At 52.8% G+C, this 24575-nt stretch carries 16 protein-coding genes; 15 read left to right on the top strand and 1 reads right to left on the bottom strand.

Annotated features, from left to right (window positions below; all coding sequences use genetic code 11):
• Positions 1 to 52: 52 nt before the first annotated feature.
• Entirely contained in the window at positions 53 to 1387 is a 1335-nt protein-coding gene (locus ACFQI7_RS32970; protein WP_218102176.1) for an ABC transporter substrate-binding protein, read from the bottom strand.
• Between the two features lie 130 nt (positions 1388 to 1517).
• Between ACFQI7_RS32970 and ACFQI7_RS32975 the strand changes: the two genes are divergently transcribed.
• The 15 genes from ACFQI7_RS32975 (at position 1518) to ACFQI7_RS33045 (ending at position 24560) form a co-directional block, all read left to right on the top strand.
• Positions 1518 to 2369, top strand: a complete 852-nt coding sequence (locus ACFQI7_RS32975) for an AraC family transcriptional regulator (protein WP_218102175.1) — start codon at positions 1518 to 1520, stop codon at positions 2367 to 2369.
• Positions 2370 to 2716: 347 nt separating this feature from the next.
• The gene (locus ACFQI7_RS32980; RefSeq protein ID WP_218102174.1) at positions 2717 to 3730 is read left to right on the top strand and encodes a LacI family DNA-binding transcriptional regulator; all 1014 of its coding nucleotides are present in this window, start codon (positions 2717 to 2719) and stop codon (positions 3728 to 3730) included.
• Positions 3731 to 3770: 40 nt separating this feature from the next.
• Positions 3771 to 5759, top strand: a complete 1989-nt coding sequence (locus tag ACFQI7_RS32985) for an ABC transporter substrate-binding protein (protein ID WP_218102173.1) — start codon at positions 3771 to 3773, stop codon at positions 5757 to 5759.
• 63 nt (positions 5760 to 5822) lie between these two features.
• On the top strand, positions 5823 to 6821 hold the full coding sequence (locus ACFQI7_RS32990; RefSeq protein WP_218102172.1) for an ABC transporter permease: 999 nt from the start codon (positions 5823 to 5825) through the stop codon (positions 6819 to 6821).
• 3 nt (positions 6822 to 6824) lie between these two features.
• The gene (locus ACFQI7_RS32995; RefSeq protein WP_218102171.1) at positions 6825 to 7970 is read left to right on the top strand and encodes an ABC transporter permease; all 1146 of its coding nucleotides are present in this window, start codon (positions 6825 to 6827) and stop codon (positions 7968 to 7970) included.
• A 33-nt stretch (positions 7971 to 8003) separates the two neighbouring features.
• Positions 8004 to 9086 (top strand): ABC transporter ATP-binding protein, encoded by a 1083-nt coding sequence (locus ACFQI7_RS33000; protein ID WP_329958280.1) that lies wholly within the window; start codon positions 8004 to 8006, stop codon positions 9084 to 9086.
• On the top strand, positions 9040 to 10083 hold the full coding sequence (locus ACFQI7_RS33005; protein ID WP_218102170.1) for an ABC transporter ATP-binding protein: 1044 nt from the start codon (positions 9040 to 9042) through the stop codon (positions 10081 to 10083). The genes ACFQI7_RS33000 and ACFQI7_RS33005 overlap by 47 nt, the downstream gene beginning before the upstream one ends.
• Positions 10073 to 10621, top strand: coding sequence for an HAD family hydrolase (locus ACFQI7_RS33010; RefSeq protein WP_230415527.1), 549 nt, complete (start codon positions 10073 to 10075; stop codon positions 10619 to 10621). Before ACFQI7_RS33005 ends, ACFQI7_RS33010 begins: the two co-directional genes overlap by 11 nt.
• Before the next feature lie 430 nt (positions 10622 to 11051).
• Positions 11052 to 14825 (top strand): OmpL47-type beta-barrel domain-containing protein, encoded by a 3774-nt coding sequence (locus tag ACFQI7_RS33015; protein WP_218102168.1) that lies wholly within the window; start codon positions 11052 to 11054, stop codon positions 14823 to 14825.
• A gap of 439 nt (positions 14826 to 15264) precedes the next feature.
• Positions 15265 to 16116: an ABC transporter permease gene (locus ACFQI7_RS33020; RefSeq protein WP_230415543.1), complete on the top strand. Its 852-nt coding sequence runs from the start codon at positions 15265 to 15267 to the stop codon at positions 16114 to 16116.
• Entirely contained in the window at positions 16116 to 16985 is an 870-nt protein-coding gene (locus ACFQI7_RS33025) for a carbohydrate ABC transporter permease (protein ID WP_218102167.1), read from the top strand. The genes ACFQI7_RS33020 and ACFQI7_RS33025 overlap by 1 nt, the downstream gene beginning before the upstream one ends.
• Positions 16986 to 17057: 72 nt before the next feature.
• Positions 17058 to 18602, top strand: coding sequence for an extracellular solute-binding protein (locus ACFQI7_RS33030; RefSeq protein WP_218102166.1), 1545 nt, complete (start codon positions 17058 to 17060; stop codon positions 18600 to 18602).
• A 108-nt stretch (positions 18603 to 18710) separates the two neighbouring features.
• Positions 18711 to 20015, top strand: a complete 1305-nt coding sequence (locus ACFQI7_RS33035; protein WP_218102165.1) for a Gfo/Idh/MocA family protein — start codon at positions 18711 to 18713, stop codon at positions 20013 to 20015.
• A complete protein-coding gene (locus ACFQI7_RS33040; protein WP_230415525.1) occupies positions 20012 to 22189 on the top strand; it encodes a glycoside hydrolase family 88/105 protein in 2178 nt (725 codons plus the stop codon). The genes ACFQI7_RS33035 and ACFQI7_RS33040 overlap by 4 nt, the downstream gene beginning before the upstream one ends.
• 97 nt (positions 22190 to 22286) lie before the next feature.
• Entirely contained in the window at positions 22287 to 24560 is a 2274-nt protein-coding gene (locus ACFQI7_RS33045) for an AraC family transcriptional regulator (protein WP_230415541.1), read from the top strand.
• Positions 24561 to 24575: the final 15 nt, after the last annotated feature.

The following is a 24575-nucleotide window of genomic DNA, read 5'->3' on the forward strand; positions in this document are numbered from 1 at the left end:
TTACGTTATTTATCTCGTCTTCCGTACCTGTTTGACCCTTTCCTGGGACAAATTATTTTCCTCGACGAGCTTTTTCATCTTGAACATATTTGGATGCTTTTTCTTGAGCCGTTCTCAATACGGTGTTGACATCTTTATTATTCAAGATCATGTCAGCTGCAGCTTCTCTCAAATATTTATAATTTTCTCCGTCAAACTCGGTAATGATAGGAGCTTGAGCCGGATTTAATTTGAAGACGCCCTCCAAATTTTTACCTTTGTAAATATCATTATTCGATGCATAGTGCTTTCTCAGTTCCGGATTGTTTAGAATCGTAAGGTTGTTCCCTTTGTTCATTTCAGTCTGGGCTTCGTCGCTAATCATGGTCAAAATGACCCGGTACGCGGCTAGCTTATTTTTGCTGTTAGGCGGTACGACTAAAGATTGAAACTCCGTTTCACGTCCCATGCTGGTCTTATCGTCAAATATCGGATGTCCGGCGATGTCCCAATTAAAGCCTTTCCCTTCTTCTTTGAGCGCTGGGAGCCTGCTTGATATCGCCGCTAACCAGGTTGGGAACATGGCCAACTTCTGCTCCTTGATAAAGTAGTCTACCCCATACGAATATTTTTTGTTCTGAACCATACCAGGAATCGTGTACATTTGTTCCAGCAAATTGAACACTTTCTTGTAACTTTCCGAATCCAATATCGGTTGGCCCTTCGCATCCATTGTTCCTAATGAATATCCCCGAGCCATCGTTTTCTCCGTACCCGGATCAAAACCGATATATTGAGTTCCGTTATCCGCGCGCGTCAATTTTTTGGACAAATCGATAATTTGTTGCCACGTCATATTGTCTTTAGGGTAGGAAACCCCGAATCGGTCGAAAATATCCTTGTTATAAATAAGCACCCCGTAGTTTAGCGTATAAGGGATCCCATACAACTCACCTTTTTTGCCATACGATTTGAGCGCGTCAACCGCTTGGGGTACGAAGCGTTTCATATCAACCTGATATTTTGTAACAAACTCGTTCATATCACTCACAACGCCAAGTGAAATTAAATCTCCCATCGATCCGTGCGGAACAGCAAATAAATCCGGCAGATCACCGGAAGCGACCATATCCTCCAATTTCACTCCTTTTACAAGCTCTATGTTAATGTTAGGATGCTTTTTCTTGACCGCCCCGAATAAAGCTTCCACGTCACTCGGTGTATTGATGGCGGCATAATGAGAGTACAATTTAAGAGTGACGGGTTCCGTAATATTTAATTCCTCTATGTTGCCGCCAGAAGCATTCGTTGGATTTCCAGGCTTCGATTGCCCCGCACACCCTGTGACTGTCAGAGAGAGAATAAGAGAACAGATCAGCATAAATGGTTTTCGTTTTCTTTGTTTCATTTAATAATCCCGCCTTTTTAAAATAGGTTATTTAGTCTCCTGTCTTGATCATATTTGATTATTGCGCCTATGGTAAATAAACGATAATATCATATTTATAAACTATCTTGTGATTAATTGGCGGTGACTCATGATGCAGGATGTGTTGTTATGCGGCTATGCTTATCATACAAGCAAATTTTGTACAGCCCATCGGACGCCAGGACTGCAAAACTATTTAATTCGTCTTCAGACCGAAGGATCAAGTATAGTATTAGTGGATGGACATGAGACGCAATTGGTTCCGTGGGATATTATTTTCTTGCCGCCCGGAACCGTATACGAACTGCGAGTTGGAGCGGAACCATCTACAATGGACGGCACTTCCAAAATAGCGAGTGGAGATTATTATTTATTTTGCAATAACGAGTGGATCGAGGGATGGTGGAACCGATCCTTCAGGCCTTGGCGAGTGAACATTGATCCAAATGAAACTTTGTTGACTTTGTGGAAACAGCTTATTTTGGAAAAGTCTCACTTGAATGAGGATAATCATGAGTTGACCTCTCATTTGCTTCGCACGCTTTGTCTGTATCTTGAACGGATCATTTCCGAAAAAGATCCTTCCCATAATCGTCCATACACTGCCTCCCGAATGAAAAGATATATTGAATCCCATGTCGTCGATACGTTAATGATAGAAGATGTCGCAAAATATGTGGGTCTAAGCGTACCCCGCGCCTCTCAAGTATTCAAAGAGTGCTTTGGCAAAACAATGATTCAATATGCAATGGAAATTCGCTTGTCAGGCGCCGTGGATCGAATGAATTACACCTCGATGACACTTGGAGAAATATCCGATAGCTGCGGCTTCAAAAGCTATACGTTTTTTCACAGAGCCTTCAAAGAAAAATACGGTGTTTCCCCTTCGGTTTTTCGAAATAAATCGCAAGAGAAGTCAACGCTCTTCCATGAAAATAGGAAGGCTCGCCCTAGCGAATGACTGCAAAAAATAATGTAACAGGCCCGATACCATGATTTGTTTTTCTATTATAAGGATCTCTCTTAATCATTCCGTGAGCAGTAAAGCAACAACACGGGATTCCTTGCGACTTTCTGAATGGCAAGGGGGGAGAAGGAAAATTGCGAATATTTAGAATATTTTGGTTGAAAGGACGACTATACATGTGATAGGATTTGGTTAAGCGCTTTCATTCCAGATTTGTCCAAATTCAGGGTAGCCTGCTTCTAGAGGATGGGTTGATGGGAGTTCGTGCTACAAATTACGCGCCTTTATCATTAAACCGGTTTAATAAAACCGGTTTAAAATAATCGAGAGAGGAGGGCCGTATGGCTACGATTAACGATGTCGCGAAGATGGCGGGGGTTTCCAAAGGCACTGTCTCCAGCGTTTTCAGTAAAAAAAGACCGATCAGCACGGAAGTTACGGAGCGGGTGCTCGCGGTTGCCAAGGAGTTAAGCTACTTTCCAAATCATATTGCGCGCAGCCTGGCGATCAAAAAAACGATGATCGTCGGACTCAAAATACCGATATCCCGGGAACATGCGATGTCCGGATTTGAAGTCCAGCTGATCAACGGCGTCATAAGAGAATGCTCCAAGCGAGGGTATCGGGTGCTATTGGATACGCTGCCCGAGCATGATGATCCGATCCACTTTGCGGTAGATCCGGTAGACGGAGTGATCATGCTGAACCCCCGGACGCAAGATCCCAGAATCGACAGATATAAATTGATGCAAACGCCTCTCGTGCTTATCGGGAGACCCGATCCGATGGACGAAACGGTATGCTACATCGATAACGATAATGTAAAAATCGGAAACCAGGTCGGACAATATTTGCTCGAGAACGGACATACCTCGATTTTATTTCTGAACGCGTCGTCCGACATGACGGTAGCGGCCGATAGGAAGAGAGGTTTATACGAGGCGTTCGAGAGCAGCGGGGTGTCGACGGAGCATCTGAAAGTGATGCATTATTCCAGAAAGCAGCACCGGAATCCGACCCATTACGGTTATGTATCGCTAAAAAATTCGTACGGCAATCATGACTACACCGCCATTATTGCGGATACGGACCGCGTCGCTCTTGGCGCGTTGCAAGCGACGAGAGAGCTGGGAATTGTCATTCCCGAGCAATTATCGATTGTCGCCTTGAGCGACGATCCGGTATTGGCGCAAGAAACGTCACCGAAGCTGACTTCCGTCGAGCTGTCGGCCGAATTGCTGGGCTCGGAGGCGGCCAAACTTCTGTTAAAAAAAATCAAAAATATCGGTATCGTGCAGCAAAAGGTGATCGATGCCAAGCTCATCTTACGTGAGTCATGCAAGATGTATGTATAAATCAGCCTCACATCGTTTTTATATTGAAGGAGGTATTTGCATGGTGAAACGGATCAAATTATGCCTCATGCTCCTGTCGTTCGTACTGTTTGCCGCAGCATGTGATGCCGGCAGCAATGCGGCGCAGGAACCTACCCCCAAGCCGCAAGGGAGCGAGCCGGTAAAACAGGCTGAAAAGGCGGCGTCTTCGAAAAAGCCGGTGCTTGTTGCAAGCGCTTTATCCGAAGCTCCGGCGCTGGCGGACGCAGTAAAATCGGGCAGCCTGCCTTCGCTCGATAAACGGATTCCCGCCAAAGAAGATGTAATGGTGGAAGGCATCGTCGAAGAGATCGGCAAGTATGGCGGAGAATGGCGCATGCCGTGGAAAGGCCCGAATGACCGGTGGACGATCGGTAAACCTACGGAGGAGGCTTTGTTTCGTTTCAAAGCGGACGGCAGCGGCGTCGAACCGAACGTGGCCAAAAGCTATGAGGTCAATGCGGATTCGACGGAATTTACGATTCATTTGCGCAAAGGCATGAAATGGTCGGACGGCGTCCCGTTCACGGCCGACGACGTGATTTTTTATTGGGAGCACATGTTGAAGAAAGAAACGTTCGGCAAAAAAATATACGACGCGTACTACTCGGTCGATCCGGTGACGGGCGCAAAAGCGCTCGCCGAAGTGACCAAGGTCGATGATTATACCTTTAAAGTGAAGCATAAGTACCCGAGCGTCTTGTTCCTTGAGCGGGTGGCGATCGACAACAAGTGGTTTTTCGCTCCCGCCCATTTTCAGAAAACGATATTGCCTGAGTTCGTAGGCGAAGCGAAGGCACTCGAAATCGCCAAGCAGTGGGGCTTCAAAGATGTCCAATCGTTCCTGGTCGAAACGGGATACTACTACTGGATTTACCCGCAAATTCCGACCTTGAGAGCATGGCATGCCAAGAACGATCCGAACAGCGACGTGTTCGTGATGGAACGGAATCCGTACTATTGGAAGGTCGACGAGCAAGGGAAACAGCTTCCTTATATCGAACGCATTAATTTGAAAAAAATTCAGGATTCCAATCAATCTTTATTGGACTCCCTGGCCGGAAATTACGATTTGAACCAGTTTACCTTTAAAGATTTCACCGTGTTGAAAGAAAATGAAAAACGCGGCAATTACCGCGTATTGCAGTGGACGAATACCGCATGGTCCAGCACGGGCGTGCAATTGAATCAGACCACCGAAGATCCGAAATACCGCACGCTGTTCCAGGATATCCGGTTCCGGGAGGCGCTCTCGGTGGCCGTCGATCGAAAGGAAATTTCCGAAATCATTACGAGCGGTCTTGGAAAGCCTCAGCAAGCATCGGTACCGAAAGGCTTGGTCGGTTACCAGGAAGGCTGGGATAAACAGTGGGCAAATTTCGATGCAGCCCGCGCCAACAAGCTGCTCGATGAAATCGGTTTGACGAAGCGGGACGCCCAAAACTTCAGGCAATTCTCGGACGGATCCAATTTGGCGCTTACCTTCTATACCGATACGACCACGAACTCCCCGTTCATGGAATTGATCAAAAAATATTATGAGGCCGTCGGGCTCAAAACGGATTTGAAAATCGTCGATCAAGGGACATTGCAGGATCTGAAATACGCCAACAAGGTGCCGGCATTCCCGAACACGGTAAACCTCGTCAACGTAGCCTATCGCCCGGACGAATTGGTGCCGCTGCGCGTGCTTACTCCGTGGCTGGGACATTACGGATTGTATACGCAGTCCGGCGGCAAGGAAGGCGTGAAGCCGGAAGGGGACGTCGCCAAAATTCTCGAGGCTTGGGACAAAGTGAAAGCGGCAAAAAATGCGGAGGAAATTACGAAATGGAGCAACGAGATCATCAAGCTGCACCAAAAAAATCAATGGGTTATCGGTTATACCGGACCGACTCCGTCGCTGACCGTGGTCAGAAACAACCTACGGAACGTGCCGATGGATTTGGTGGATATCGATGAATTCCGCAATCTCGGCCACGCCCATCCGGCGCAATTCTTTTTCAAGTAATCGGCAGTCACCCAAGGGGGGAAGCGGTTTCCCCCCTTTTTTCTAAAGAAAGAGGGAGAACGGATGCTGCGATATATTGTTAGAAGATGCCTATTGATGATTCCCGTCGTATTTGTGATCTCCATCATTGTTTTCTATATCATACAGCTGCCTCCCGGCGATTTCGTGTCGAGCTATGCCGCTAAGATGGCGGCTGCCGGGGATGTCATGACGACGCAAGAGATGGCGCAGATGAGAGCGCAATATGGTCTGGATCAGCATTGGATCGTGCAATATTTTTACTGGGCCCAAAATATCGTTCTGCACTTTGACTTCGGGTACTCTTACAACTTTAACAAACCGGTAACCGCGGTGATCGGACAATATTTGCCGCTGACGCTTATCGTTTCCATTGTCACGATGGCTTTTACGTACTTGCTGGCCATCCCGATCGGCATTTACAGCGCAATCAAACAATATACCGTCGGTGATTATATCTTTACGGCAATCGGCTTTTTGGGCATGGCGACGCCTCACTTTTTGCTCGCGGTCATCTTGATGTATCTCTCTTATGTGTACTTCGGAGATCCGCTGCTGGGGCTTTTCTCGGAAGCGCAAGCCAATAGCGCATGGTCGCTTGCGAAAGTGCTCGACCTTCTGAAGCATCTGATTATCCCGATCATCGTGATCGGACTCGCGAGTACGGCCGAGCTCATCCGTGTCATGAGGGGACAAATGCTGGAGGAATTGAACAAACCAAACGTAGTTACGGCCCGTGCTAAAGGATTATCGGAGATGAAAATCATATGGAAGTACCCGACGCGCGCCGCCATTAATCCGATTGTCAGCACGCTCGGTTGGTCGCTGACCCATATTTTCACCGGCTCGACGATTACTGCGATTGTACTTAACCTTCCGCTGCAAGGACCTGTCATGTATAACGCATTGCTCGCTCAGGACATGTATTTGGCCGGTACGTGGTTGTTTTTTATGGCGATCTTGACCGTGCTCGGCACTTTGATATCGGATATACTGCTCGCCTGGCTCGATCCGAAAATCCGTACGGAATACCGAGGTGCGTAAGCGATGAAAACCATAATAAACAACCCGCTTCGCCACATTGGCAGACGAAAAGCCAAACCGATGACCGAGGAATACTACAGCTCCCAGTGGCGATTAATGTATCGTAAATTCAAAAAGCACAAGTTGGCGGGAGTCAGTTTGTTTTTTTTGATTGTGTTGTATGCGGTTGCCTTGTTCGGCCAATTTATCGCTCCGCAGGGTTTACTAAGCTATGACAGCCAGTACGTCAATTCGGCGCCGATGACCATGAGATGGATCGATGCTGAAGGCAAGTTTCATCTGCAGCCGTTCGTGTACGGGCTCAAATCCGGCAGGGATCCCGTAACGCTCCGGAAAATTTATGTGAAGGACTCGGAAACGAGGTATCCCGTCAAGCTGTTCGTCGAGGGGGAAAGCTATAAGTTTTGGGGGGTGTTTCCGACCAATAAACATTTGTTCGGCGTAGATAACCCCGGAAAATTGTTCCTGTTCGGTACGGACGGCATGGGCCGCGATTTATTTTCGCGTATTGTTCTCGGCAGTCAAATATCGCTAAGCATTCCGCTCGTCGGCGTAACGATCAGCTTCCTGCTCGGGATCGTCATCGGGGGAATTTCTGGGTATTTCGGCGGCTTGATCGATTCCATGATTCAACGATTGATTGAAATTATCCGCTCGTTCCCGACGCTTCCGCTCTGGATGGCACTGTCCGCGGCGATTCCGCCTCGAATCCCGGTCGTGCAAATGTATTTTTACATCACGATCATCCTTGCGTTCATCGATTGGACGGGACTCGCGCGGGTCGTTCGCAGCAAATTCATTTCCTTGAAAAACGAAGATTACGTCATGGCGGCCAAAATCTCGGGCGTTCGCAACATGAAAATCATCCGAGTCCACCTTGTACCCGGATTTATCAGTTATTTGGTTGTAGCCGCCACCTTAGCGATTCCGTCGATGATTCTGGGCGAGACGGCCATGAGTTTTCTGGGGCTCGGCATCCGCTCTCCTGCTACTAGCTGGGGCGTCTTGCTGCAGGAGGCTCAGCAAATCGAGAACGTCGCTTTATATCCTTGGAAGCTGATCCCGTTAGGCACGGTCATCCTTACGGTGCTCGCCTATAATTTCGTGGGCGACGGTTTGCGCGATGCTGCCGATCCCTACAAGAAATAATGAATATAAACCAATATAGCGAGGGAAAAACCTATGACGGCTCATCAAATGGACGCCGGTTCGCCCCTGCTCTCCGTTTCGGACCTGAAGATCCGAATCGCCATGGATGCCGGTACGCTGGCTGCAGTCGACGGGGTGGACTTTGAAATAAGGAAGGGGAAAACCATTGGCCTCGTCGGCGAGTCAGGCTGCGGAAAAAGCTTGACCAGCAGGGCGATTATCGCGATCAATCCGAAGGAATGCGAGACGACGGGAAGTATCCTGTTTCAACCCGCATCGGAGCTTTCCACCCAGCCGGTTGATTTGTTGCGGATGGATCCGACGGGGCGCCAAATTCGCGCCATACGCGGCAAAAGAATCTCCATGATCTTTCAGGAGCCGATGACCGCTTTTTCTCCGATGTACTCGATCGGTAATCAGATTATGGAGGCTATCCTAACGCACCGCACGAAAAATAAACGGGAAGCGAAGCGAATCGCGCTGGAAATGCTGCGCAAGGTCGGAATTTCCGACGAAGAGAAGCGGTTTGAACAATTCCCCCATGAGTTTTCCGGCGGCATGCGGCAGCGTGCCATGATTGCGATGTCGCTGTCCTGCAACCCGGAACTGTTGATTGCCGATGAACCGACAACGGCGCTTGACGTGACGATTCAAGCCCAAGTGCTAGAGTTGATGAAGGAGCTTCAGAAGGAGCTCGGTATGGCGATCCTGCTCGTCACCCACGATCTAGGGATTATCGCCGAAATGTGCGACGAAGTGGCGGTCATGTATCTGGGTAAAATTGTCGAGCAGTCCACCGTCAAGGAAATATTCAACAACCCGAAGCATCCGTATACCAAAGGCTTGCTGCATTCCATGCCGAAGCTCGGGCGTAAACACGAACGGCTGGAATCGATTGAAGGAACGGTGCCGCTTGCGCTCGATATGCCTCCGATGTGCGGATTTTTCGACAGGTGCAAGGATCGGATGCCGGGGATATGCGATAAGCAAGCCGTCCCGGTTACCCGGGTTTCCCCCGATCATACCGTTCGCTGTTTCCTCTACAACGATAAAGGGGAGGAGGATCGCCGTGTCCAAGCCGATTCTGCAGGTCAATCGATTGACCAAGCATTTTGACGTCAAAAAAAGCTTTTTCGGCTTTCGCAAACATGCTCCGGTTCGAGTCGTTTCCGATATCTCGTTCGAGCTTCGCGAAGGCGAGACATTCAGCATCGTCGGGGAATCCGGCTGCGGCAAAACAACGTTAGGCCGCTGTATTGTGCGGGGAATCGAGGCTACCTCGGGGGAAGTGCTATATTACCCGGAGAACGGAGAGCGGCGCGACTTCCTCAAGCTGAAGGGCAAGGAATACAACGAGTACAGACAAGACATTCAGATGATTTTTCAAGATCCGTATTCTTCTTTAAGTCCGAGAATGAGCGTCTTTAACATTATTAGCGAGCCTTTAACGGCAAGCAGCAAATTAAGCAAAACCGAAATCAAGGAAAGAGTAACGGAAATCGCCGAAAAAACGGGGCTTAACGCGAGCTATTTAGAGCGCTATCCTCACGCTTTTTCCGGGGGACAGCGGCAGCGCATCGCCATTGCCCGGGCTCTCGCCAGCCGTCCCCGGCTCATCGTCTGCGATGAAGCGGTATCGGCGCTCGACGTGTCCATACAGGCCCAGATCATCAACCTGCTTAAAGATTTGCAGAAGCAGTATAAAATCACGTATATCTTCATTTCCCACGATCTCAGTGTCGTCGAACACATATCGGACCGCGTCGCGGTGATGCATCTGGGGAAAATCGTCGAGCTCGCGCCCGCCGACTCGCTGTTTGCGATTCCGCAGCATCCGTATACGGAAGCTCTTTTATCCGCTGTGCCGATGCCCGATCCGAATTTCAAAAAGGAACGAATCATTCTGGAGGGCGAAGTGCCGAACCCCGCCAAGCCGCCGAGCGGCTGTCACTTCCATCCGAGGTGTCCGTACACAACGGAAAAGTGCGTCACGGATGAGCCGGCGATTCGCGAAATCGCGGGCGGTCATTACGTATCATGCCATTATGCCGGCGAGCTTCAATTAAAAGGCGTCGATGCATACGAAAAGGTGGATAATGGGAATGGAACCTAAACAAATCATTGTATTTCTGGATAGCGGCGATACCATCATTGACGAAGGCACCGAAATTCGCGACGAAAACGACGTCGTCATCAAAGCGAGTGTCATCCCGGGCGCGGATACGATGGTAAGAACGCTTGTGGAGCGGGGATATACGCTTGCCTTGGTGGCTGACGGTCTGGCTCAGTCTTTTAAAAATATGTTTATCCAGAACGGGATTTACGATTATTTTACGACGATGATTTATTCGGAGACGATTAAGGCGTTCAAACCGAGCCCGCGTATGTTTAGAGCGGCGATGGGGGCGCTCGACTTGAACGAGAGTGACCGCTCAAGGATTGTGATGGTCGGTAACAATTTAAGCCGCGATATCAGAGGGGCCAATCAAATGGGCTTCACCAGCGTGTTCCTGGATTGGACGCCGAGATATCCGAAAACGCCGGCCGACGAGAGCGAGTGTCCGGATTACACGATCAGCATGCCGATGGAGTTGATCGATCTGATCGAACGATTGAATGCGGAATATATCGAAGCGGAGCGGAGCAAGTGAAAGGCGAGCGGGTGACCAACGTGGAGGAAGACTGTTGGTGGTACGCGTTTTCGGTCCTGTTTGTCGAGAAAAAGGAAAATCTACCATACGGAATTCGCGGCGGCTTGTCTTTATGGCGAGCCGCTTTCCATTTTTTTGGAATGATGGGCTGCCATGTATTCTCACAAACCGATCCTCCAGCGCATGAGCCAATCCTATTTTTTCCAACGCGGAAGCCGCATGCCGAGCGGCATGCGAGCGATCCCGGATTTGTGCATGACGTAGAGGATTGAACCATTGAACGCGCCGCTGCCGCATGAGTAAGATGACGGTACATGCAAACAGGGAGGGGGGAGACGGTAGAGAAACGGATTGGCCGCGAACTAAATTGTAAGCAGTTACAATCGCGTCGCGGGCAAGAGGAGCAGGAAATCGAAATAGGAGGTTCGACATGAAAAGATGGTTGGCGCTTATTTTAAGTTTTGTTCTTGGCCTTTCTTTATTCCAACTGCCGCTGCCTGTAGCGAAAGCAGGCTATGACGCGCTGCCGGCGTTCCCGGGGGCGGAAGGCTTCGGTTACGCCGCAACCGGCGGACGCGGAGGCGAAGTGTACCACGTCAACAGCTATGAGCTTACGGGCCCGGGGACGTTTCACGATGCGCTTATGACGGCCGGATCGACGCCGCGAACGATCGTATTCGATATTTCGGGCGAAATTACGATCCCTCAAATCGTGGTGAAGGACAAGTCCAAGATCACCATCGCGGGCCAGACCGCGCCGGGTGAAGGCGTGACGATCCGGGGCAACAACATTCGTTTTATCAATTGCAGCGATGTCGTCATCCGCTATTTGCGCTTCCGTATGGGGGTGCAAAGCTTTAACGACGATACGATGTATTTGGAAGATTGCCGCAATTTCATCATCGATCACTCCTCTTTTTCATGGGGAACGGATGAGGTATTGTCCGTCAAAAGCAAAGATTACGAGAATCCGAAATCGCAAAACATTTCAGTGCAGTGGTCGATCATTTCGGAAGGGCTGCTCACCCATTCCATGGGCGGGTTAATCGAAATGAATACGATTAGTATGCATCATAACCTGTACGCCCATAACAATGACCGCAATCCGAAAACCAAGGGCCAGATCGACTTCGCGAACAACATTGTCTACAACTGGGGCGGTTATCCTTATGTAGCCGGCGGCGAGTCCGGCACGAAAGGCTACGGCAACGTCGTCGGCAATTATTTCATCGCAGGCTTGAACTCGGCTAACCCGCAGTATGCGGTCGTGCGCGGCAATGAGAACTACAATCTCTATCTTAAAAACAACCGGATCGACAGCAACAAAAACGGCGTACTCGACGGAACGGACACGGGGAGCGGGATGATGGAGGCGGAAAGGCCGAGCGTCCTCGTTCCGGAACGGTTCGAATACCCGCCGGTACATACGCAAGAGCCTGAAATAGCTTACGATCATATTCTGAATCACTCCGGCGCGTCGCTCCTCCGGGACAAGGTGGATCAGCGCGTGATCGACAGCGTACGCAAGCAAACCGGCGTCATCATCGGACATGAAAACGACGTGGGAGGATTCCCGCCGCTGACGCGAGGAAAAGCCCCGCTCGATACGGACCTCGACGGGATGCCTGACGCTTGGGAAATGGCAAAGGGACAGAATCCGAACAATTCCGAGGATCGAAATGGCGATCGAAATGGAGACGGTTACACGAATCTCGAGGATTACCTGAACGAGCTGGCCGAACCGGGATTTCCCGCGAATTATCCGAAAACGCCGCCGGCATGGTCGGGAACGCCGTTTGTCCCGCCGGTCGAACCGAAGCCGGAACAGCCGGAAGCGGAGCCGGCGCCAAGCATGGACGGGAAAGCGATCCGCAACGTCGTTATTAACGATAACAGCGGCAGCGGATCTGTCAATGCGGCCAACTGGTCGGTTCAAAGCAACCTCCAGCCGGGAGATTTCGTTGCGGGAGACCGGCTCACCGGAAGCAAAACGTATAAATTCGTTGCCATCCCGGATGAAGTAAAGGGCATGGAGTGGATTCGGTCGGCAGTGGCCTCCCGAAGCGCCACGAGCCAAGACTTGCTCTCCTTCCACTTGGCGGCGGATGCGGATGTGTATGTCGCACACGATTCAAGAATCTCGCCGCGGCCGGAATGGCTCACATCGTCCTACGAAGATACGGGGATGATGATCGAAGATGACCAGCCGGTACCGTACAAGCTGTTTAAAAAGCATTTTCCTGCCGGATCTCATGTCGTGACGGGGGCCAATAACAGCACCTCCCGAATGAATTATTTCGTCGTCGTGAAACCGACAAGTCCGAATGCGGCGCCTCCTGCGGCATCGCCGTCCGGATTGACCGGGCAATTGGCGGACGGACCCGCCGTATCGCTTCGCTGGGAACCGGTAAGCGGAGCGGAAGCGTACCTTGTCTACCGTTCCACGTCGATGGATCCTTATTTCAAGGCCGTCGGAAGCACCGGAACAACCAGCTACACGGATGATGCGGCGGTCATGGGAGTAACATATCGGTACAAAGTGGCCGCTGTCAATGCGGGAGGCGAATCTCCGCAGTCGCAGCAGGCGGAAGTGCTCGCCTACGATCCGTCCAAGCCGAGGCCGCCGGCACCGGCGGGACTGCAGGTTACGGCGACGAAGAGCATGTCCGTTGCACTGGCATGGACGCCTGTCGAAGGAGCCGTCAGCTATGGCATCTACAGGGCTTCTTCTCCGGACGGGGCTTATCAGAAGATTGCATCCGTTTCTAAAGCGGCGTATACCGACAAGACGGTGAACCCGTCAACCGCTTATGCCTATAAAGTAACCGCAACGGCGATCGGCGGGGAATCCGCGGCGTCTGGCGTCGTCAGCACGACGACGAAACCGCCGGTGGCGATGCCGCAAGCGCCGGCAGGCTTGACCGCAGGCGAGGTGACGAGCGCCGCTTTCGCGATGCAGTGGAATCCGGTCGATCAAGCGGAACGGTATCACATTTACAGGAAAGGAAGCGGCGATAACGATTTTGTCCGGATTGCCAGCACGTCGTTGGCCCGATATGTCGACGACAGCATTACAGCGGATCGTACAAGCTACAGCTACAAGGTAACGGCGGAGAACGAGATGGGCGAATCGTCCCCGTCGCAAGAGCTTGTTATTGCCGTACCGTTGCCCGCTACGCCTACGAATCTGTTTGTCGGCTTGAAGGGCGAAACGTTCGTCGGACTCATCTGGACGTCTCATGGCGGGGCGGTTCAATATAACGTGTACAGGGAATCCATAGAGGAGCCGCTTCAATACGTGGGGTATGCCAAGGTCGATACGTACTATGACCGTACCGTCAAACCGGGCGTGGAATACACCTACTATATTAAATCGAAAAACGCCAGCGGGGAATCGGATCCGTCCAATCGCGTAACGGTCCGAACGGCGGACACGCCCAAGGACGCGACGCCTCCCGTAACGACGGCCGATGCGAAGCCGGGCTGGCATAATGCGCCTCAAGTCGTCAACCTTAGCGCGGTCGACGCCGAGGGCTCGAAGACAACGACCTACTACAGCATCGACGATGCTCCGTACGTAATGGGCGCGCAAGCCGAACTCCGCGAGGAAGGCGTTCATACGCTTCGCTATTACAGCGTGGACGCGGCGGGGAACAAGGAAGACGTGCAATCGGCCACGGTAAACATCGATCTGACGGGGCCGGTCGTTCCAACGACCATTACGGGCGCAGTGTACCATTCGGATGCCGTGAACATCCGGTTGGATATTACCGACGCGCTTAGCGGAGTTGATCAGGTGAAAGCGACGCTCGACGGCAAAGACGTAAATCTGCCGATTACGGCCGCTCCTTTCGCATTATCGATCGGCGATCATGCGATCGGCATTACGGCAACGGATCGTGCAGGCAACGTGACGCAGCGGCAGTATGTATTGAAAGTCGTGATGACGCGCGACTACCTGGATGAAGCACTGCGTTCAGCGCATGACCAGGGCTTGATCTCGAATCAAGGGGTGCTGAACAGCCTGCTCGCGAAAGTGAACCAGATTCAAAAAGAAACGAATCCAACGAAACTCATAAACGCTTTGAACGCATTGGAAAATGAAGTGTCCGCACAAGCGGGCAAGCATATGGATGCCGCCTTCGCGCAGCATATGCTGGCGGATCTCGCCTATCTGAAGCAACAAGTTAACGTGCAAAACTAATACCGCCTCAAGCAGTGGCTGCTTCCCGTACTCAAACCGGGGAGCGGCCGCTTCACATGTTGCAGGCCTGTCCCAAAAAAGCAACCAACCAATCCGACACGCAACCAACCGTCTCGCCACAATGGGGCGACATTTCCCTGTGAAAGACCGCCGAATCCCCTCCGCTGCGGCATTCTCCTCATCAACCATTCCATAACGAATCACGCGAATCGGACAAAGTTTGGCAATCCCGGATTTGTGCATCCGCTGGAGGAATGAACGATTGTCCATGGAAGCGCAAGCAAGTATGATGGCGGTATCGAAACGAAGGAGGTTTGTGGTGGTGGCAGAGGCATATTCCCATAAGAAGATTGGATCCACCAAAGCGTCGGCAGAGAAGTCACATTCTTATTTGAACCTGTTTCTGACGAATGTTAGAAAACATTGGATATTGTATGTGATGGTTCTTCCCGGACTATTGTTTTATCTTATATTTAAGTATATCCCGCTCGCGGGGAGCGTCATCGCTTTTCAAAACTATCAAATCTTTAAAGGAATAACGGGCAGCCCCTGGGTCGGATTGGACAACTTCAAATTTATTTTTACTTATCAAGATTTCTACAACGTGCTGAGAAATACGGCGGTCATCGCTTTTTATAAGCTGGTCCTCGGCTTTCCGGCCCCGATCGTGCTGGCGCTGCTCTTGAACGAATTGCGCCTCATGCTGGCCAAACGGGTCATTCAAAGCTTGTTTTACTTGCCGCATTTTTTGTCCTGGGTTGTCGTCGGCGGCATCGTATTTGAACTTTTGTCCGCCCAAGGCGTGGCCAATATCGTCCGCGGGTGGTTCGGTCTCGAGCCGATCCTGTTCATGCAGCAGCAAGCCTATTTCCGCACCATCGTCGTGCTCTCGGGGATCTGGAAGGAAGTCGGCTGGGGAACGATCATCTATCTTGCCGCAATCGCCGGCATCAATCCGAATTTGTATGAAGCGGCGGTCATGGACGGAGCCAACCGCTGGCAGCAGACCATGAACATCACGCTTCCGGTCATGTTCCCAACCATTCTCGTCCTGTTCCTGCTCAACATCGGCAACTTCCTGGAGCTTGGCTTCGACCAGATCTATAACCTGTTAACGCCGATGACTTATTCCGTAGGCGACATCATCGAAACATACGTTTACAGGGCTGGGGTGCTGCAGGGGCAATACAGCGTAACGACCGCCATCGGCTTGTTCCAATCCGTCATCGGGTTTGCGTTACTGTGGATTTTTAACCGCATGGCACGAAAAACAGAACAGGGGTTATGGTAATGAAACAAACCTTGGGTGAAAAAAGTTTTCAAGTATTCAACTATTTGGTGCTCGCGGCGGCGGCCGCAACGATGCTGATACCTTTGCTGAATCTGCTGGCCGTATCGTTAAGCTCGCCCGTAGCCGCGGATTCGAAACAGGTATTTTTGCTTCCCGTGGAGTTTACGACGGGATCGTGGGAACACATTTTGCAAAATAAAGGATTATGGGGCTCTTTCGGCGTCACGATTTATATCACCGTCATCGGTACGCTTTTGAGCATGCTCTTCTCGGTGCTAACGGCCTACCCGTTGTCCCATAAGGAATTTATGCTGCGCAAGCCGATCATGTTCGGCATTATCGTGACGATGATTTTCAACGCGCCGCTCATTCCGTTTTTCCTGACGGTACGGGAGTTGGGCATGATGAATTCGCTTTGGTCGCTCATTATTCCCGGGTTGATCGGGACGTTCAACATGATTATTATCCGAACGTTCTTCATGGGGCTGCCGGCGGAGCTGTACGACTCGGCCCGCATCGACGGCTGCACCGACGCCGGAGTGTTGTTCCGCATCTATTTGCCGTTGTCCAAGCCGGTGCTCGCGACGGTCAGCTTGTTTTACGCCGTGGGCTATTGGAATACGTTTCAGCGCGCCGTTTTGTTCATTCGCAATCCGGATTTGTGGCCGCTGCAAATGAAGCTTCGCGCTTACCTGACGTCTCCGGAGGAGCTGGCCGCCGTCAACCTGGTTTTGGGTGATTACGATTTCAATACGACGACGCTCAAGGCGGCTACCATTTTATTCGCGACGATTCCGATCGTCATCGTCTATCCTTACTTGCAAAAATATTTTGTCAAAGGCTCCATGCTGGGGTCGCTCAAAGAGTAACTTGCGATCGATATTAAGCTTCATCTTTTGGCTTGATATATAGTGGATAGACAAAAAAGGGAGGAAGCAAGCATGACGAAACGCCTGCTTAAGAAAACGGCAACATGGTCGGCATTGGCCGCACTTGTCGCGACGGCCGCTCTCAGCGGCTGTACCAACTCAAAGGATGGCTCTTCCGCGTCAGGCGGCGGAGCGCAGGACGGCAAGCCCGTTCAGGTCAAAGTATTCAAAAGCCATATGGGCGTCGGTTCCATACCGGACAGCAATAACGCGCATGTCAAATATGTCGCCGAGAAGACCGGCGTCGAGTATAAGCTGATCACCACGCCGCCGGGCTCGGAGCCGACGGAATTCCTCAATCTGCTGATCGCCTCGGACGACCTGCCGGATATTCTTCGGCCGATCGGAGGCATCGAGCAGACGCTCATTAAGCAGGGCGGCGCCTTGCCGTTGGACGATTTGCTGCCGAAATACGCGCCGAACGTCTGGAAGAACATTCCGAAGGAAGCTTGGGACGTCGTGCGCTCGGCCTCCCCGGACGGTCATATTTATTACGTGCCTAAAGTGTTCCTCGTTCCCGAGCGGGCTCCGATGATTCGCAAAGATTGGCTGGACAAGGTAGGCCTTCCGATGCCGAAGACGACGGAGGAATACAAGGAAGTGCTGCGGGCGTTCCGCGACAAAGATCCGAACGGTAACGGCAAGAAGGACGAGCTGCCGACTTCGGGACGGGAATTCGGCAAATGGATGGATCATCTCTTCGGCATGTACGGCATCGCCATGTGGGAAGGCAGCCCCGAGTGGGATGTTTACGACGGAAAAATTCAGTATGCCGGCGTAACGCCGAATATGAAAGCGGCGATTGCCTATATTCGCGACCTGTATAAGGAGAAGCTGCTCGATAACGAAACGTTCCTGAACAAGGGCGATGTATGGCAGGCTAAAATCAACAACAACCTGGTTGGCAGCTGGTATCACCTCCCGGCCAACGTTCGCGACCGCTACACGGCCATACTGAAAGCGGCGCCGGACGCGTATATCGTAGGGATGCCGATGCCGAAGGCGGAAGGCTTCCAAGGCTTCGTTACACAGAAAAGCATGGGCGAGCCGGAGTGGATGATTCCCGCGGCGGCCAAAAACAAAGCCGAGGCATCGCTCAAGCTGCTCGACTTCTTTTACGACCAGAACAACGACGAATTCGTGCGTTTTGGGATCGAGGGCCTGCAGCACAAGGTGGAGAACGGTAAGAAGGTGCTGCTGCCGCCGGAGGACAGCCGTCCGCTCGCGCTCGGGATGCGCAATTTGACGACGAAGGCGGACATGGATCAGCGGATCAAGGAAACGATTCCGGAAAACATGCAAAAGATGGTTCAGGACATGTTCGCCGTGAGCACGGCCGACGCTCGCCGCATTGCGGGAGACGGGCTGCCGAATACCGTGTACGAAGGCTTCCCGGACATCCAATCGCATAAGCTGTTCCAGGAATATTTGACCAAAATCGTGATCGGCGAGTGGCCGCTGGAGAAGTTCGACGAGTTTGTGGACCGCTGGAAGAAGGCCGGAGGAGATACGGTGACGAAGCGGGTTCAAGACTGGTATGCCAAAGTGAAAAAATAACGGGAAACAGCGAGCAGGCGACCTGCCGGTAAACATCTCTTCGGCGCTGGCGCCTGCTGTGCATTCGCAAGACCATTCGGATAAGAGCGGAAGAAAGGATTGTCACACATGAAAAAACGATATGCGATCTGCGGTGTCAGCGGAAGGGCGCTCGGCATGTTCGCCAAGCCGATCCTGTCCACATTCGCCGGCACGTGCGAGCTTGTAGGGCTGCTCGATCGCGATCCGATGCGCTTCGACCTGTACCGTACAAGGTTTCCCGAGCATACGGACGTGCGAACCTACAATGAACGGGAGTTCGACCGGATGGTAGATGAAACGCGTCCGGACGTCGTCATCGTAGCGGGCCGCGACGATACGCATGCGCAATATTTGATCGCAGCGCTGCGGCGGGATTTGGATGTCATTACCGAGAAGCCGATGGTCACGACGGGCGAAGACAGCCGGCGGGTGATGGAAGCGGAGAAGGCAAGCAAAGGGTCCGTCACCGTCACATTCAACTACCGGTATGCCCCGGTTCACACCCGAATCAAGGAGCTCGTGCTGGAAGGAAAGCTAGGCCGAATTACGTCGGTTGATTTGAACTGGTATTTGGACACGTACCATGGCTCCAGCTATTTCAAGCGGTGGAACCGGGTTCGAGAGCTGTCCGGCGGCCTGTCGATCCACAAATGCACCCATCATTTCGATTTGGTGAACTGGTGGACCGGCCAGAAGCCAGTGGAGGTGTTCGCCTACGGCGCGCTAAATTATTACGGCGCGGAGGGGGAATTAAATCCGAAGAAGGAAGACGGCCGGTTTTGCAGTACTTGCGAATATACCCGCGATTGCGCCTATTACTCGCGGTGGAACGCGCGCAGCAAAAGCATCCGCGTCCCCGACGATCATCTGGGCTCGCTTGATGCCGTGAAATCATCATTCCCTTATTCCGATTACCGGCCGGACCGATGCATCTTCGATTCTCAAATCGATATCGAAGATACTTACGCCGCCTCGATCAAATACGACCGCGGCGCGCTGCTCAGCTATTCGGTCAATTTTTCCCTGCCGTACGAGGGTTACCGTCTGGCGATTAACGGAACGAAGGGCCGGCTGGAAACGATCGAGTACCATATGCCGGGCAGAACGCCGTTCCCGACGCCAGTACAGACGATTGACTATTTCCCGCTCTTCGGCTCCAAGGAAACGATTCATGTGGTCCACCGCGAAGGCGGGCACGGCGGCGGCGACCCGCTGCTGCTGGAGGACTTGTTTATGGGCGAAGACCCCGGACGGCCATACCGCATCCTATCGGGCGCCGTAGACGGCGCTTATTCCGTAGCTACGGGAGAAGCCGTTTGGCGGTCGGTCCGGGATCATCGTCCGGTCACGATTGAGGAAGTGCTGGAAGGCAAAGGAGGACGAAAGCAGTGAGCCGTTATTTTCATCCGGTGGAAAGCATGGCTTCGCAGACAGGCGGCACCGAAATTCCGCATGTGCTTGCGGTCATGGCCCAGCGTTATATCGGCGAGAATCCGCCTCACGGTCCCGTATACCGGGTGACGCGAACGAGCCCGATTCGCAAGCTGGACAATCATATGTATCAATTTCCCGTCGGTTCGATGTTCCCGGAGATGAACGAAGGAGAGCGGGTGTATGCTTGGGCGAAGCTGTGGATCGATGAGCCGCAGGACTTCATTTTCCTGATGCGCAGCTTCGGCCCGGTCCGCTTGTACCACAACGGGGAGAAGCGCTTCGGCTCCGCGCCGGAGGAAGAATCGGAGGGCGCCGCGCCGTTAAAGCTGAAGTTGGCTCTGGTGCAAGGATGGAATCATTTCATCATCGAGCTGGGGAAAAACGCGAGCGGCGGCTGTGGAGCGGAATTCGGCACAAGCAACCGCAAAAATAAACCGTATCACTTCCTCGCCCCTTCTTCGGAACGGGAAGGGGAGGAAGGCTGGATTTATACGACGCCTTTGACTCACTCGCTTAATCCGTTCCCGGAGGCGGATCTGTCCGAGAAGGGGACCGGCGCGGAATGGTTTCCGTCCCGGAAAGAGCCGGGCGTGGAAGCCGGTAGGCTGGATCAGCTCTACGGCAATCGTCCGGGTCCGGGTTCAACCGCTTACGCGTGGACGGCCGTAGCAAACACGTCGGCTTCCGCCAAGCGGGTAACGATCGAAGGAACCGCATACGGCCCTCTGTCATTTCTGATGGAAGGCAAGGAAGTATATTCCGTCCCGCAACGCCGCGATTTTTCCTTCCAATGGGATGCGGCGCCCGGCTGTTCGGATCTGCTCGTCCAATGCGCCGCCGGAGAGCAGGGCTGGGGATTTCAAATCCGCCGTGTATCGCCGGGAGCGGAGCTGACGGCCCCGCGCCGGATTCACGGTTACGGCGGCCATTGGCTCTACTTGGGACCGTTTCCCGTCGGGGCCCATGTAGGGGCGTGGCCATACCTCGCATTGGATTCGGTTGCCGAGGGATCAGGGGGCTCCGTCTTTTGGACGACGGACCGGCCTGACGCGAATGTTCGCCCGTTCCTGGAGAACGAGCTGTTCGGCCGCTGGAACTATCCGCTGGGTGTCACCTTGTTCGGGCTGCTTGAGACAAGCCGTTTATTGCAGCGGAGCGATTTGGCCGACTATGTCGCCCGGCATGCGGAGTTCGCAACCTCGACGTATGCTTACTCGTTATGGGATCGCGAGCGCTATGGCGCGGCCGGCTTGAATAACCAGCTGTCGCATATCGACAGCTTGGACGATTGCGGCTCGTTCGGCGCGCTTGCGATTTTGGCGGACCGGCTTCGTCCGTTAAGAGGGGCTCGGGCCGTGTTCGACGACATTGCCCATTACATCATGAACGTGCAGGACCGTATGGATGACGGCGCATTGTACCGACGCATCGGCGTGTCGCCCAGCATGCACAACACGATGTGGTGCGACGACATGTACATGAGCGTGCCGTTCTTATGCAGGTACGCCGAGCTTGCCGGCGATCGCCGTTATATCGATGAAGCGGCGCGGCAGCTGTTATTGTACCAGAAATATTTGTTCATGCCGGAGCAGCGCATCATGTCGCATGTTTTTGACGTAAGCGAGGGCAAGCGCTCCGGGACGACATGGGGCAGAGGGAACGGGTGGGTCTTCTTCTCGCTCGCCGTTTTGCTGGAAGTTCTTCCGAAGGAGCACGCAGACTATGCCGCGGTGCTTGCCTTTTACCGCGAGCTGGCGGAAGGGTACCGCAGGCTGCAGGGGGAGCATGGGCTGTGGCATCAGGTATTGACCGACCCCGAGTCCTACGAGGAAGCTTCGTGCACCTCGATGTTTATGTACGGCTTCGCCCTTGGCGTGCGGCATGGCTGGCTGGAGCAGCCGGAGCCTTATGTCCGCGCGGCGCTGGACGGCTGGGAAGGATTATGCGAGCGGGCGATCGATAAGCGCGGCAATTTGTACGGCGTGTGCAAAGGTTCCAGCTGGTCGTATAACAATGCCTATTACAAGCATGATTTGGGCTGGAACCTCAACGATACGCACGGGATCGGCATTGTGCTGCTCGCGGGTATCGAAACGCAGCGCATGAAGGAGCAGCTGGCGGAGAAAGGCTGAAGCGAAAGGGAAGACCGGGCGGGCCAAGGCGTGTCTTGGGGGCTGAATCGCGTTATAATGAAGAAGATATCCGGCATAAGGTGGGAACGAATTCGTGATGCAATCCCTCAAGAAGTGGCTTAAGTACAATTGGGCTCATACGCAAATCCGGCTTGTCTTGATTTTGACCTTATCGGTTTTCCTTATCATTTTGGCCGTTAGCCTCACTTCCTACTATACTTCCAAATCGGTGCTGCAGGAGGAATTAAGCGAGCCTCAGCGCCAAATGCTTCAGCTGAATATGAGCTTCATCGACGAATTGATCAAAGAGAGCGATCAGGTTGCGATTCAGGTCGCGCTGAATGCCAACGTGTATCAATTTTTAACGGGTGAGAACCAAAATTCGTATAGCAACATCTCGGAGCTGTATCAGCTGCTGACGACATTAGTGGGAAACTCCAAGTACGTGAAGAGCATTTACGTATATGATCTGCAAAGAGGCAGCTTCGTCGCCATTCCTCAAGGCTTCAGCTCCAGCAAGCTCACGTTCGTCGATTCCGATTGGGTCGGCGTAGCGGACGAGTTCGGGGACAAAATGACAGTGATCAAGAAGCGGAAAGTACCCGAAGGCGGCAGCCGGAGCGGCTCGGATTTGACGCTCTTTCGAAAGATTAACATTCAGGGCCAGTTCAAAGGCATTGTGGCCGTCAATCTGAAGGACGAAGAGCTGTTCGCCCGGCTCGACCCCAGCCTTAACAACGTGAACAGAATGCGGTATATCGTGGATGAACGCGACGAGGTGCTGTATTCGGTATCGAACTATGAGTTTGATCAGGAGGCGGTTCGGCAGGCGCTTGCCGCGCTGAAGGAAGACAACAGCGGGGATATCACCTACCAGAACCGCAAGCTGCTCGTAAATCAATTGAAATCGCCGGTAACCGGCTGGAAGTATGTTTCCATTGTGGTGCAGGATAGTCTGCTGGCGAAATCCAAGAAGGTCCGCGATACCGTCTTGCTCGTATCGATAGCGGCACTGGCGCTGGGCGGAGCGACGATTTTCTATATCAATGCGGTCGCCTTCCGCCCGGTACGGCGTCTGCGGCAATTATTCAGCGCCTACGACCGGAAGGAGAGCGGCGCGGCCGGCATCGATCTGGAGAAGCTGACCGACGAGCTGCTCAGCAATCACGCGCATTTGTCCCGGCTAGTCCGGGAGACGATGTCGGAAGCTTCTTCCAAGCTGCTTCACGACATCTATACCGGGAACTTGACCGGCAAACGGGACATTCGGGAAAAATGGAACCGGTATTTCAGCGATTGGTCCGATGCTCCGGTATCGGTTACCATCGTATCCATCGACCGGTACGAAGCGTGGTCGAGGACGTATCCCGACACGGACCGGTCGCTGCTCAAATTCGCGCTCGCCAATATTATGGCCGAGCTGTTCGAGCCCGAGTGGCGCATCGTCTGCGCCGATTTCGGCAAAGACAAGACCGCGGTCCTGCTGCAGCCGCGCGAACCCGGCGCGTCTTTGGAACGAAAGCTCTCGGAAGCGCTCGAAGTGGCGTTTAATTTGTTGAAGTTCAGCGTCTCTGCAGGTGTGAGCACGCCTCAGCCGGATGTGAACCGGTTGAAGCAGGCGATGCTGGAAGCGGAGAATGCGCTTGCCTACCGGATGTATCAAGGCTACGGCCAAGTCATTCCATTCCACAAAGTATCCGAGCACGAAGCGAAGGATCCGCTGCCGGACGGGCACACGCTCGAAGAAATGGTGAATGCCATTCAAGCGGGCGATGAAACCGCGACGAATGAGGCGCTGGATCGAATTTTCCGGCATTTGCGCGCGCAGTACGGCTATCCATCCGCCGTCGTTTCCTTCCTGCAGGATGCCGTGGAGCGGCTCGGTCAGCTTCGTCCGGCGGAGGAGCGGGAGGCCGAGCCAGCCTATGAACAGTTCGAGACGCTGCATCTGGACGACATGCGGCAGGAGCTGGACCGGGGAATCGCACCGTTAGTCGAGCGGTACCGCAGGCTAATCGAAAGCAAAGATTTCATCATGTGCCAGCGCATGATCGATTATATGAAGCAGCATCTCGGCGAGCCGGTCGGCATTCCCGAAATTGCCGACTCCATCGGCATCAGCAGCAGCTTGGCCAGCCAAGTGTTCAAGCAGGAGACGGGCGAGACGATCTACAACTACTTGACCCAGCTGCGTATGGACCGGGCCGCCGAGCTGCTGCTCAAAACGGATTCCCGCATATCGGACATCGCGGTCATGGTCGGTTACCAGCATGAGAACAGCTTCATCCGCATTTTTCGCAAATATAAAGATATTACCCCCGGCAAATACCGGGATATGATGAGAACCCGGATGGACTCCCCGATGGAATAACGGACGGAGCCTCCG

Origin of the sequence: Paenibacillus allorhizosphaerae (assembly GCF_042659105.1) — a bacterium.
Lineage (GTDB): Bacteria > Bacillota > Bacilli > Paenibacillales > NBRC-103111 > Paenibacillus_G > Paenibacillus_G allorhizosphaerae.

Bases quoted from the DNA above. Each gene is read 5' to 3' on its own strand.
- ACFQI7_RS32970 (WP_218102176.1), bottom strand. From the start codon at position 1,387: ATGAAACAAAGAAAACGAAAACCATTTATGCTGATCTGTTCTCTTATT.
- ACFQI7_RS32975 (WP_218102175.1), top strand. From the start codon at position 1,518: ATGATGCAGGATGTGTTGTTATGCGGCTATGCTTATCATACAAGCAAA.
- ACFQI7_RS32980 (WP_218102174.1), top strand. From the start codon at position 2,717: ATGGCTACGATTAACGATGTCGCGAAGATGGCGGGGGTTTCCAAAGGC.
- ACFQI7_RS32985 (WP_218102173.1), top strand. From the start codon at position 3,771: ATGGTGAAACGGATCAAATTATGCCTCATGCTCCTGTCGTTCGTACTG.
- ACFQI7_RS32990 (WP_218102172.1), top strand. From the start codon at position 5,823: ATGCTGCGATATATTGTTAGAAGATGCCTATTGATGATTCCCGTCGTA.
- ACFQI7_RS32995 (WP_218102171.1), top strand. From the start codon at position 6,825: ATGAAAACCATAATAAACAACCCGCTTCGCCACATTGGCAGACGAAAA.
- ACFQI7_RS33000 (WP_329958280.1), top strand. From the start codon at position 8,004: ATGACGGCTCATCAAATGGACGCCGGTTCGCCCCTGCTCTCCGTTTCG.
- ACFQI7_RS33010 (WP_230415527.1), top strand. From the start codon at position 10,073: ATGGAACCTAAACAAATCATTGTATTTCTGGATAGCGGCGATACCATC.
- ACFQI7_RS33015 (WP_218102168.1), top strand. From the start codon at position 11,052: ATGAAAAGATGGTTGGCGCTTATTTTAAGTTTTGTTCTTGGCCTTTCT.
- ACFQI7_RS33020 (WP_230415543.1), top strand. From the start codon at position 15,265: ATGGTTCTTCCCGGACTATTGTTTTATCTTATATTTAAGTATATCCCG.
- ACFQI7_RS33025 (WP_218102167.1), top strand. From the start codon at position 16,116: ATGAAACAAACCTTGGGTGAAAAAAGTTTTCAAGTATTCAACTATTTG.
- ACFQI7_RS33030 (WP_218102166.1), top strand. From the start codon at position 17,058: ATGACGAAACGCCTGCTTAAGAAAACGGCAACATGGTCGGCATTGGCC.
- ACFQI7_RS33035 (WP_218102165.1), top strand. From the start codon at position 18,711: ATGAAAAAACGATATGCGATCTGCGGTGTCAGCGGAAGGGCGCTCGGC.
- ACFQI7_RS33045 (WP_230415541.1), top strand. From the start codon at position 22,287: ATGCAATCCCTCAAGAAGTGGCTTAAGTACAATTGGGCTCATACGCAA.